12 protein-coding genes and 1 tRNA gene are annotated in these 12,387 nt (G+C 33.4%); all 13 read right to left on the bottom strand.

Features of this window, described 5'->3' with window-relative positions:
• Positions 1-308: 308 nt before the first annotated feature.
• A tRNA-Asn gene (locus COZ07_RS03890) sits at positions 309-383 on the bottom strand.
• A gap of 87 nt (positions 384-470) precedes the next feature.
• Complete coding sequence (gene rpoD, locus COZ07_RS03885; RefSeq protein WP_406607275.1) at positions 471-1,577, bottom strand: RNA polymerase sigma factor RpoD; 1,107 nt, start codon at positions 1,575-1,577, stop codon at positions 471-473.
• Positions 1,578-1,656: 79 nt separating this feature from the next.
• Entirely contained in the window at positions 1,657-3,426 is a 1,770-nt protein-coding gene (gene dnaG, locus COZ07_RS03880) for a DNA primase (protein WP_406607274.1), read from the bottom strand.
• A gap of 221 nt (positions 3,427-3,647) precedes the next feature.
• Positions 3,648-4,856, bottom strand: a complete 1,209-nt coding sequence (locus COZ07_RS03875; RefSeq protein WP_406607273.1) for an endonuclease Q family protein — start codon at positions 4,854-4,856, stop codon at positions 3,648-3,650.
• Positions 4,857-4,935: 79 nt separating this feature from the next.
• Complete coding sequence (locus tag COZ07_RS03870) at positions 4,936-5,478, bottom strand: NUDIX hydrolase (RefSeq protein ID WP_406607272.1); 543 nt, start codon at positions 5,476-5,478, stop codon at positions 4,936-4,938.
• Positions 5,471-6,607 carry a M20/M25/M40 family metallo-hydrolase gene (locus COZ07_RS03865; protein ID WP_406607271.1) on the bottom strand — a complete coding sequence of 379 codons (1,137 nt, stop codon included), beginning with the start codon at positions 6,605-6,607 and terminating at the stop codon, positions 5,471-5,473. Before COZ07_RS03865 ends, COZ07_RS03870 begins: the two co-directional genes overlap by 8 nt.
• Positions 6,608-6,731: 124 nt before the next feature.
• Positions 6,732-7,274: a 2-oxoacid:acceptor oxidoreductase family protein gene (locus COZ07_RS03860; RefSeq protein WP_406607270.1), complete on the bottom strand. Its 543-nt coding sequence runs from the start codon at positions 7,272-7,274 to the stop codon at positions 6,732-6,734.
• Positions 7,275-8,021 carry a thiamine pyrophosphate-dependent enzyme gene (locus COZ07_RS03855; protein ID WP_406607269.1) on the bottom strand — a complete coding sequence of 249 codons (747 nt, stop codon included), beginning with the start codon at positions 8,019-8,021 and terminating at the stop codon, positions 7,275-7,277.
• A 54-nt stretch (positions 8,022-8,075) separates the two neighbouring features.
• Complete coding sequence (locus tag COZ07_RS03850) at positions 8,076-9,131, bottom strand: 3-methyl-2-oxobutanoate dehydrogenase subunit VorB (protein ID WP_406607268.1); 1,056 nt, start codon at positions 9,129-9,131, stop codon at positions 8,076-8,078.
• 259 nt (positions 9,132-9,390) lie between these two features.
• On the bottom strand, positions 9,391-9,594 hold the full coding sequence (locus COZ07_RS03845; RefSeq protein WP_406607267.1) for a ferredoxin family protein: 204 nt from the start codon (positions 9,592-9,594) through the stop codon (positions 9,391-9,393).
• Between the two features lie 24 nt (positions 9,595-9,618).
• The gene (locus COZ07_RS03840) at positions 9,619-10,287 is read right to left on the bottom strand and encodes a hypothetical protein (protein ID WP_406607266.1); all 669 of its coding nucleotides are present in this window, start codon (positions 10,285-10,287) and stop codon (positions 9,619-9,621) included.
• A complete protein-coding gene (gene buk / locus COZ07_RS03835) occupies positions 10,284-11,357 on the bottom strand; it encodes a butyrate kinase (RefSeq protein WP_406607265.1) in 1,074 nt (357 codons plus the stop codon). The genes COZ07_RS03840 and buk overlap by 4 nt, the downstream gene beginning before the upstream one ends.
• 16 nt (positions 11,358-11,373) lie before the next feature.
• Positions 11,374-12,303, bottom strand: coding sequence for a phosphate butyryltransferase (locus COZ07_RS03830; RefSeq protein ID WP_406607264.1), 930 nt, complete (start codon positions 12,301-12,303; stop codon positions 11,374-11,376).
• Positions 12,304-12,387 lie beyond the last annotated feature (84 nt).

Genomic DNA, 12,387 nt, shown 5'->3' with positions numbered 1-12,387 from the left:
TTGAACTATGACCTTTTTCCCCTTTACTGCTTGATCGCCATTATAAACTCTTAAGCCAATCAGGGACAACAATCCGATAATAGATATTACTAATAATAATCCGATTAGAGCAAAACCCCTTTTATTTTTCATTGCCTATCCTTTCAAGATTAGAGTATTTTTGAGTGAATTAAAATAATTCACATAAAAGGTCAAAAAAATATAAATTATTCCTTTCTATTTTTATAATACTACATAAATTTTCAAAATCCTTCTTTTCCCAATAAAAAAGCCCTTCAGCATTCAAGCTAAAGGGCTAGTAATTATCTTGGCTCCTCGGGTAGGATTCGAACCTACAACCCTCCGGTTAACAGCCGGATGCTCCACCGTTGAGCTACCGAGGAAGGTCACAATTAATTATACTCAAAAACCATATTCGAGTCAATAATTTTATAGAATTAAAAAATATATTTTTAAATATTTAGTTTAGTTCATTCTAAATAGTCTTTTAATTTTTTACTTCTGCTGGGATGTCTCAATTTCCTTAATGCCTTCGCTTCAATCTGACGAATTCTCTCTCTGGTGACTCCAAACACTTTACCAACTTCTTCCAAGGTATGAGGATGACCAGAAGCAATTCCAAATCTCATTTCTAATACTCTCTTCTCTCGATAAGTTAATGTCTTTAAGACATCGTCTAACTGCTCTTTGAGAAGAGTATGAGAAGCAATTTTGGGAGGAGCTGGTGAGTCCTTATCTTCTATAAAATCTCCTAAATGACTGTCTTCTTCTTTCCCGATGGGAGTCTCTAAGGAAACAGGTTCTTGAGCAGTTTTTAATATTTCCCTTACTTTATCTTTAGAAATTTCCATCTGTTCAGCTATTTCACCAACAGTCGGCTCTCGTCCTAACTCCTGCAAGAGATGGCGTGATACCCTGATTAATTTATTAATAGTCTCTACCATATGAACAGGAACCCGAATGGTTCTAGCTTGATCTGCTATAGCCCGAGTAATTGCCTGCCTTATCCACCAGGTAGCATAAGTACTAAATTTATATCCTTTTTTATAGTCAAATTTCTCCACCGCTCTTATTAAACCCATATTACCTTCTTGAATAAGATCTAAAAATAGCATTCCTCTTCCTACATATCTTTTAGCAATACTTACTACTAATCTTAAATTTGACTCTACTAATTTTTTCTTAGCTTGATGATCTCCCCTTTGCATCCTGGTAGCTAAGTCTATTTCTTCATTTCCTTTTAAAAGTTTTATCTGCCCAATTTCCTTTAAATACATCTTTACCGGGTCATCTAATTCTAATTCTTTCGATATTTCTATTTCTAAATCAATTTCCTCTTTAGAATCAGAAGTTATTTTATCTTGCTGTTCAATGCCTTTATCTTTGGCCAGCAAATTCCCCTCTTCTTCAGTTTCAACTAAATCAATTCCAGATTCACTAAGAATATCATATAAATATTCTATTTTATTTACATCTACAATATCATCTGCTAAAAATTTTTCTATTTTCTTATAAGTTAAGTAGCCTTGCTCTTTCCCTTCTTTAACTAATGCTTCAATTATCTTGTTTTTTCCCATTCCCCAAGCCTTCCTTCTTAAATGTAAAAATAAAATTACCTATTTAAATAAATTTTAAAAGTAAATAAAAAATATTAATCTACTTTTGACTTTTTAACTGTTGACTGATTTTCCTTAATTCTTTTAAATCATTTTCTTCTATCTTTTCAGATTTTTTTATCTTTTCATCAAGCATTTTTGCTTTTTCCTCAAGATTTTTTCTCTCTTGAACTAACTTAAAATTATTTATAGTATCTATATATCCTGAGATTATTTTTTCATCAAGGGTTATAATTTCTTCCATTAAAATCTTAGAAATTAATTTTGCCGCTGTATCATTATCTAAATATTCAATAACTTTTTGAGAATCTATCTTTTTATCATCTTTTAAAATTTTAATAATTACTGCTACAATTTGACGATGTAACAAGACTGAAAAATCTTCTACCTTCAACTTTTTTAAAACATTCTGAGCAATTTCTTCATCCTCTAACATACATCCAATGAGAATCTTTTCGGCTTTAACATTTCCGGGCTCAGAATACGGATTAATAAAACTAGGGATAGATTCCTTTAAGCCTTTTTTATATTTTACTAAATCAATCCTAATTGCTTCTTCGGTTAATTTTAATTCTTCAGATATTTTTACAATCTGGGCTCTTAGCTCATTCTCATCGCCCATTACGCTCAGGGTAGGTAATATTCCTTTAATTACTTTTACTTTTCCTTCTATTGTTTTGATATTATAATTGGAATATAAAAGTTTCAGCTTATAATCTATTAAAGAAAGAGATTCTTCAATTAAAGTTTGAAAAGATTTTTTCCCTGCTTTAATTAAAAAATCCGCTGGGTCAAAACTTGGAGGTAAGACTATTACTTTCACTTCCAGACCCGATTTTACCAGCAAATCTAAACTTCTTAAAGTCGCCATATTCCCTGCTGAATCTGCATCATAAGCGATCAAAACTGTATCTGTAAATCGTTTTATTAAGTCTATTTGTTTGATAGTTAAAGCTGTCCCTAAGGAAGCTACCACATTATTAAATCCATATTGCTGAGTTATTAAAACGTCAGTATAACCTTCTACCATAATTGCACTATTGTTTTTCCGAATATCTTCTTTGGCAAAGTTTAAACTATATAAGTTGCTCCCTTTATTATAAATCAATGTTTCCGGTGAGTTTATATATTTAGGCAAGGAATCATCTAAAACCCTGCCTCCGAAGCCTATTGTTCTCCCCTGCAAATCAAAGATGGGGAAAATTATCCTATCTCTAAAATAATCAAGAAATTTTCCTTCTGTTTTGCTCTTTTTTATTAAGCCAACCTTAATTAAATCTTCATAAGAATAACCTTTTTTCTTTAAAAAATCCGCTAACACATCCCAGCCCGCAGAGGCATAACCTAATTTATACTTTTCGATAGTGCTATCGTTAATCCCTCTTTTTTTAAGATAATTTAATATTTTTTCCCCCTGAGGAGTTCGAAATAAACCTTCTCGATAATAATTTGCTACTAAATTATTTAATTTAGATAGCCTTTCTTTTTTTCTATAAAGAATATTTTCTTTCTCTTCATTCGCAGGAAGAGATACTCCCGATTTTTTAGCTAACATCTCTACCGCTTCAAAAAAGCTAACTTTCTCATATTTCATAATAAAATTATAAACATTTCCCCCTTCACCACATCCAAAGCAATGAAATAATTGCTTCTCAGGGCTAACCATAAAAGAAGGGGTTTTTTCCTCATGAAAAGGACATAATCCTCTAAATCCTTTCCCCGCTGGTTTTAAATGTACATACTCTGAAATTATATTTACAATATCACAACTATTTCTTATTTCTTCCAGTAAATCAGATGAAAATCTCAACTTTAATTCACCTACATATTATTAAATTACCTAATTAATAATTATTTTTTTAAAAAACTCTTCAATTTTCCTTTGTATTAATATATTCTACAAAAATTTCGATTTTCCTCTTTTTTTATAAAAATATTTTAAAAAAAAATACTAGTTGATTATTATCGATATAAATCAACTAGTTTAAAACGATTTTCTTTATTTTTTAGAAAGAAATTAGTAAATAAAGTTTAAAAAATTAATTGTAAATCTTCTTCTTTATAAATTTTTTCTTTTGGTTTAACTTTCCCATATCTTCCTCCACCTCCGGGACTTAACTTTAAAAGTCCCTTTCGGGCTAAAATTATATCTTGCGCAATTTTAAATCCAGCCACCTGACTGATTTCCTGATATGAAGCCTTATGTAATATATTCATTTCGGTACCAAAATAGTCAAATAATTTATTCAGTGTTTTTTTACCTATTCCAGGTACAAATTCTAAAGGAATCTGATGATGATAAGGTGGTCGATGAGGAGGAGAAAAGGATTGCTGATAATCTCCAATTTCTACAATTCGATCAAAAACACCTTTTACTATTTTATCACTCCCGCATTTTTCGCATTTATACACTGGGGGATTACTATCAGAAGTATAATTACAAATTTCACAAAAAGTTCGATGATATTTACCCAATTTAGGGTCGAGACCATAATTATCCGTTATCTTTCTTCCTTCTTTTCTCTGTAAGGCTAAAAGCATCTCCTTAAAATTAGCTTTCTCCAGTTCTATTATATTATATTCTCTACCAATCTTAGGTAGAGAATGAGCATCTGAATTAGTTAGAAAGGTAAATTTTGCCAGTTCTTTCAATCGGTCGGCAATTTCTGTATCTGCACTCAATCCCAATTCTATAGCTGGAATCTTTTTTAAGGTAGACCTACTAAACATCTCTCCTAATCTTTTTACACAATTTCCATAAACACTTTTATGAGGAGTAAAGGCATGAGCGGGGATTAAAATCCCCCCCAGCTGGTTTATAATTTGAAAAGCCTCTTGAGCACTAATTTTACAATTTTGAGAACTTAAACTTACATTCGTAACCAAAAGAGATAGAGCTTTACTAAATTCTTTTATATCTTCAAAATAGGGAAAATAAGCTATCTGATGGGAAGATCCCCCATCTTTTTCTTTAGTTTCAATCTCTGAACCTAAAATAATAGTTACTTTATCCTGATAAATTAAGCCTCCTTCTTTTAAAGGTTTCATTTCCCCATTATTAATTAATTGGGAAATGTCATCAATAACTTCAGGTGAAGCACAATCAACGATACCTACAATGTCAATCCCTTTTCTATATTTACATTCTCGAGCAATATTGGCAAAAGTTAATTCTCTGGAGGCAGTTATTTTTACCGGAGCTCCATTATTGCTTCTTCCAATATGTACATGTAAATCCATAAAATATTTCTTCATATTTTAATTATAGCCTTATCCTTAGTTTTTGAGGGCGTATGCAATACGCCCCTACTTCTATATATTATATAATCGATACGAAATAAAGTATTCCTACGATCGTCTTAGCATCTTTAATAACATTTTCTTTTATTAATTTTAAAGCTTCTGTTAAATTAATAAGTTTGACTTTAATAAATTCATCTAAATCTTCTTTTTTATTTCTTTTTTCCAAATCTTCTGCTAAAAAGAGGGTAATTTTTTCATTACAAAAACCAGGAGTGGAGAAAAAAGTTATTAACTTTTTAATCCTCCGAGGATAATAACCAGTCTCCTCTTCTAATTCTCTTCTAGCACAACTAACTAAATCTTCTCCCGATTCAACAGTTCCTGCTGGTAGCTCCCATAAAACTTCTTCGGCAGGTTTTCTGAATTGTCTAATCATCACTATATCTTTTTTATCGGTTAGAGCTAAAATAACTACTGCTCCAGGATGTTCCACTATTTCTCGAATAGTTACCCGCTCATCAGGAAGTTTTACTTCATCCTGACGAAGATTAATAATCCTTCCTTTATACCTATAAGTAGAAGATAAAGTATTTTCCTGAAAAGAATCTTCTTTAGTCATCCAATTTTTCTCCTAAGGCTACAGTTTTTATAATAGATAGAATATATTCTGTTGCATTTTTTAATTCCTTAATAAGAATATATTCTTCCATGGTATGTACTTTTTCCATACCCACTGCTAAATCAACTGAAGGGAGACCTTTTTTATTAAATACATTGGCATCACTTCCCCCACCACTGGGACGTAATAATGACTGTAATCCTATATCTTTTGCTGCCTTCCTGGCTATTTTAACTACTAGATCATCGGGGGACAAATTGTAGCAATAGTACTCCCTATTAATTTTTACCTCTGCTCTCGCTTTAAATTCTTGAGCGGTATCTTCGGTTATCTTTTTTAGTTCTTTAGTATATTTTTCTAATTTTCCTTCATTTCTACTCCTGACTTCTCCCTTTAATATTACTTCATCAGGAATAATATTAGTAGCTTTTCCTCCTGAAATAATTCCAATATTGGCTGTAGTTTCCTCATCAATCCTTCCTAACTTCATCCGAGAAAGAGCCACTCCAGCCACCTGAATAGCATTAATCCCCTCTTCGGGATTCGCACCAGCATGAGCAGATTTTCCCCGAATAGTAAAGTCGAGAGAATTTTGGGAAGGGGCACTAATAATAATTTGTCCTACTTGCCCTCCCGCATCCAAAATAAAACCTATTTGGGCTTTTAATTGCGAAATATCTAAATTCTTTGCTCCACATAAACCTATTTCTTCACATATAGTAAATAAAATTTCTATATCACCATAGAGAATATTATTTTCCCTAATAAGATGGAGAGCTTCCAATATAGCAGCTATTCCTGCTTTATCATCTGCTCCTAAAATTGTTTCTCCGGTACTAATTATCTTTTCTCCTTCGCGAAGAGGATTAATATTTTTTCCGGGGACAACTGTATCCATATGAGCGGCAAACATAATAGGAGTAGCCACTTTAATATTACCATTTAATTTAGCTATTAGATTACCCGAATTAGCTCCTACCTTCTCACCAGCTTGATCTACTATAACTTCTAATCCTAAATTTTCCAATTTTTCTATTAAAAAATCAGCTAGATTCCTTTCCTCTCTGGATATACTGTCCATCCTTACTAATTCCATAAAACTTTCTATCAATCTTTTTTCATTAATCATTAATTAATCCCCTTTCCTAATTAGTATATCATATTTCGTATCTGGTATATCGTATTCTAGCGTTTAGCGTTTAGCGTTTAGCGTATTAGGCCATACACCTCGCCCACGAACCATAAAACTATTTTTAGCACTCTTTACCTAATTCTTCCCCTTGTTTCAAGGCCTTTTTATTTAAATCTATCAACTTTTGGTTCCGTCCAGCCAGAGTCTTTTCTAAAGCTTTAAATATGGTTTTTAGTTTTACTACTCCAGATTTTTTAATATAGGCGCCCAAAGCAACCATATTGGCGACTCGTAAATTTCCTAACTGGTTAGCTATATCATTTGCTGGAACTCTAACTATAGCAACATCATCTCTGTTTACCTTTTGATCTATTAAAGATTCGTTTAATATTATTAATCCATCTTTCTGGACCGTTGCTTCAAATTTATCTAAAGATGGTTTATTCATAACAATAATTGATTTAGGATAAGGTACAACTGGAGAAGCAATTTCCTCAGAAGAAATTATTACAGTACAATTAGCCGTACCTCCTCTCATCTCTGGACCATAAGAAGGCATCCAAGCAACATTTTTTCCTTCCAACATTCCAGCATAAGCTAATAATCTACCCATTAACATTACTCCTTGACCGCCAAATCCGGCTATAATAACTTCTTCTAACATCTAAGCCACCTCCTCAGGAGTTCTAAATTCACCTAAAGGATAATAAGGAATCATATTCTCTTCCAACCATTTAGATGCTTCAATTGGGCTTAAACCCCAATTAGTGGGACAGGTAGATAAAATTTCTACCATAGAAAACCCTTTACCCTCTAATTGAATTTGAAAAGCTTTCTTAATGGACTTTTTAGCTTTTATTATATTTGACGGTTTATTTAAAGCTACTCGAGAAATATAAGTAGCACTTTTAAGTGTGGATAACATCTCAGCCATTTTTATGGGATATCCCATAGTCTTTGGATCTCTACCATAGGGAGAAGTTTGAGTTACCTGTCCCACCAAGGTAGTAGGAGCCATTTGTCCCCCAGTCATTCCATAGATAGCATTATTTATAAAAATTACCGTAATATTTTCACCTCTATTAGCAGCATGTACTATTTCCGCAGTACCAATTGAGGCCAAATCTCCATCACCTTGATAAGTAAAAACTATAGAGTCTGGTTTTGACCTTTTAATGCCAGTGGCAATGGCAGGGGCTCTTCCGTGGGCAGCGCATATCATATCACAGTTAAAGAATAGATAAGCAAAGACGGAACATCCTACCGGACAAACTCCTATAGTATTTTCTCTAACTCCAAATTCATCTAACACCTCAGCTACCAATCTATGAGCAATGCCGTGATGGCAGCCAGGGCAATAAGTAAAAGGAGTTTCAGTTAAAGATTCTGGTCGCCCAAATACTTTCTTCATAATATATCATATACCTCCAATATTCTTTTCAAAAAGGAATCTTTATTTAAATATTTATAAATATTTATTTAATTCTTTTAAAATTTCTATCGGTGTAGGAATTATTCCACCGCATCTTCCATAGAAATTAACTTCCGCCTTTCCATTTACTGCTAATTTAACATCTTCTATCATTTGACCTAAACTCATTTCCACTACCAAAAATTTCTTTATCCTCTCAGCAGTTTTACTAATTATCTTTTCGGGAAAAGGGAATAAGGTAATCGGCCTAATCAATCCAATATTAATCCCTTCTTTTTTTGCCTTCTGAATTACAGTTTTTACAATCCGAGCAACTGTTCCATAAGCAACAATTATCAAATCTGCATTTTCTATATTTATGGATTCATATCTAACTTCATGTTCTTTAAGTTTTTTATATTTTTCATTTATTACTAAATTCATCTTTTCTAGTACTGAAGGATTCAAATTAAAAGGAACAATCCAATGTGGCTTTCTTCCTTTGCATCCGACTAAAGTCCAACTTTCTTTAGATGGTAAATCAACTTTTGGTCTTTCTTTGAATTCTACTGCTTCCATCATTTGCCCTAAAAGTCCATCTCCTAATATCATTGCGGGATTTCTATATTTATCTGCTAAATCAAAGGCATCCATAGTTAAATCAACTAATTCTTGAACCGAAGAAGGAGCAAGGACAATTAAATGATAATCTCCATGTCCTCCACCTTTGGTGGCTTGAAAGTAATCACCTTGTGCTGGTTGAATATCTCCTAAACCTGGTCCACCCCTCATCATATTAACCACTACACAAGGTACTTCAGAACAGGCAATATAGGAAATCCCTTCTTGCATTAAACTTATTCCTGGACTGGAAGATGAAGTCATAACTCTTACTCCAGTAGAAGCAGCTCCATAGACCATATTTATTGCTGCTAATTCACTTTCAGCTTGCACAAAAGACGCATCTTTCATTTTCAATAATTTTTTCGCCATATAAGCAATTAATTCGCTTTGAGGGGTAATGGGATAACCAAAATAATATCGGCAACCAGCACAAATTGCCGCTTCTCCAATAGCTTCGTTTCCTTTCATTAATATTTTTTCTGCCATTTTCTAACCTCCTGGATAAAAATTTAACTTTTAAACTAGTCGATAGTGAATAGTTAATACAAAACTCAAAACTTTTTTGCATAAAGTATTGTTTTTAATGTAGGGGTCGGATTTATCCGACCCGTTTTTATTGCGGGTTCGATGCCTGCCTGTGCGTGCCTGCACGCAGACAGGAATCGAACCCCCGTTTTCACGAGGGCAGGCCCCTACGAAAAAAGGAAATTCCTATACTAAAATTTCTTTTTGATAAAAAAATTATTTATTTATATACCTCAATCGCCACATCAGGACAAGTTAAAGCACAAAAAGCACAGCCGGTGCATTCTTCAGGGTTGATCTGTTCAGCCGGATAATAGCCTTTTTTATTAAAATTTTCGGACATAATAATAATGTGTTTAGGGCAAGCTGGAATGCATAACTCGCATCCTTTACATCTTTCTTGGTCTATTATAATTTTTGCCATCCCATTTCCTCCTTCTTTATAGAATTATTCCCAGGGTAATTTCATAAAACGTTTTATATAAAATACTGCTTCCTTAAAATTTTCAGTTTTTAGCTTTTGAGAAAATCGTTCATCTATACAAATAAATTTGAGGGGCAATTTTAATTTCTGTGCAGCTCGTTTTATTAATATATGTCCTTGCTTAATTATTTCTTCATCGGTTTGGATGCTTAAATTAGGATTACTTATTACTCCGCTAATTTTTAGTCGAGATGTATTTTCTATCTCTTGGGCCATTTGTTTAATTTGGAGTATACTTTGAGTAAAAGGTCGGTAAGAATTTACGACCAGTAGCATTTCATAATCTAAATCTTGGAGGAAAGATTTAAAGTTACCCAAAACGACTGTACCTATATCATCTCCTCCTACATCAAGAATCAAATGATAATCTGCATCTTGGATTAAACCTTTTATTTCGGGAGAAATTAGGGGTAAACCGGCATAAGCCCACTCATCTTGGGGAGCAATCACCTTTATATCTTTAAGGTTTAAGGCATCTTTCGCTTCTCGAGTTCTAAAATAAGGATTAACAATATCTAAATCTACAATAGCGACCTGACGGTAATTTTTTCGACAGTAGATCGAATAATTAATGGCAATTTCTGTTTTTCCACTTCCAAAACCCCCCACAAATATCTTTATACGTTTACTCAATATATTTTTCCCACCTCTTCACCTTTCAGGACTCTTAAGGCACCATTACACAAAGCTAACATTTCTTCCTCGCCAGGATAGATCATAACTAAAGATAAAAAACTTATTCTATCTTTTACCATATTAATAAACTCATTAGCATAAGCTATTCCGCCAGTTAGAATAATAGCATCTATTTGACCTTTTAATACTGTAGCTCCTGCTCCGATTTCTTTAGCTACTTGGTAGGCCATTGCCTCTAATATCAGCTTGGCCTTTTTATCTCCCTGTTTAATCCTGTTTAGCACTTCTCTAACATCATTAGTATTTAAATAAGCTACTAATCCACCTTTACCTTTTATCTTTTTCATAATTTCGTCTTTAGTAAATTTACCAGAAAAACAAAGTTCAACCAGGGCGCCAACCGGAACTCCACCGCTCCTTTCCGGAGTAAAAGGACCTTCTCCATTAAGTGCATTATTAACATCAATAACCTTACCCTGGCAGTGTACCCCAACTGAAATTCCTCCGCCCAGATGAGCTATAATAAAATTTGCTTTCTCATACTTTTTGCCTAAATCTAAAGCTGCCTTTCGAGCAACTGCTTTCTGATTTAAAGCATGGAGGATACTAACCCTCGGAATTTCTGGCATACCAGAAATTCTGGCAATAGGTTTCATTTCATCAATTACTACCGGGTCAACTAGATAGGCAGGAATAGATAACTTTTTGGCAATTCCAGAAGCAAGTATTCCTCCCAAATTAGAAGCATGTTCACCGCTTGTTCCCTTACGGAGGTCTTCTAACATCTTTTCATTAACTCGATAGGTTCCACTGGCAATAGGTTTTAGTAGTCCTCCTCTTCCCACTACCGCATCAAGAGTAGAATAGTCAATCCCCTTTTCTTTTAAGAAATTTAAAATTATCTCTAACCGAAATTCGTATTGATCGATAATCTTAGAAAAAATGGATAATTCTTCATTGCTATGTTTAATCTTTTTTTCAAATAAAAATTGTTCATTAGAGAACAAGGCTACTTTGGTAGAAGTTGAGCCAGGATTTACTACTAATATTTTATAATCTTTGGCCATAAAAATATCACCTTTCTTAGATCATCTGATTCGGTTTAATTTCAGTCATCTCACTCATTAATACTCCCAGAGCAATAGAATATAATTTTGATTGTGCACTGTCAGACCGAGAAACTAATACTACCGGAGCTTTTGCACCCAAAAGTAGTCCTGCTGGTACTGCTTTAGCTAAATAAACTAAACCCTTGGCAAAAATATTCCCTGCTTCAATATTTGGTACTAATATTATATCTATTTCTCCGGAAACTGGGCTTTCAATGCCTTTATGCAAAGCAGCTTCCTTAGAAATAGCATTATCAAAACCTAATGGTCCATCCACTATCCCCCCTATAATCTGTCCCCTCTCACTCATTTTAGATAAACAAGCTGCATCTATAGTAGCTGGCATATCAGGATTTACCAATTCTAATGCACAGACCACTGCCACTTTAGGTTTTTCTATTCCTAATGAATGAGCGTAATAGATAGCGTTCTGAATTATCTGAGCTTTTTGTTTCAAATCTGGACTGATGCACATAGCTCCATCAGTCATAGTAAGTAGACGATCATAATTTTTGACCTCCAGGGTATAGACATGACTGAGCATTCTATCAGTTCGTAAACCCACTTCTTTATCTAAAACAGCTTTTAAAATTCTGGCAGTTCCCATCATTCCTTTCATTAATATGGAAACTTTTTTATTGCGGACTAACTCTACCGCACACCGGGCAGCTTCAGTTTTATCTATTTGGTCTATTATTTCGTAATTGGTAGGATCAATACCCATTTTATTAGCTATTTGAATAATTTCCTTTTTATCACCCACTAATATTGAATTGGTTAATCCTTCCTGTCGAGCAGCTTCCACTGCTCGTAAAACATCTTCAGCTTGAGCAGCAGCTACTGACATTTTTTTAGTTCCATAATGTTTGGCCTTTTCTAAAACTTCATTAAAAGTTCTTAACATTTTTCTTATCACCTCTTTATTAAAAATTTACCAATTAGTCGATTTACCAATGCACCGATTGACCAATTTACTAATTTACCAATT

Source organism: Candidatus Infernicultor aquiphilus (assembly GCF_002784285.1).
GTDB lineage: Bacteria > Atribacterota > Phoenicimicrobiia > Phoenicimicrobiales > Phoenicimicrobiaceae > Infernicultor > Infernicultor aquiphilus.
This window is presented reverse-complemented; position numbering and strand designations above follow the sequence as displayed.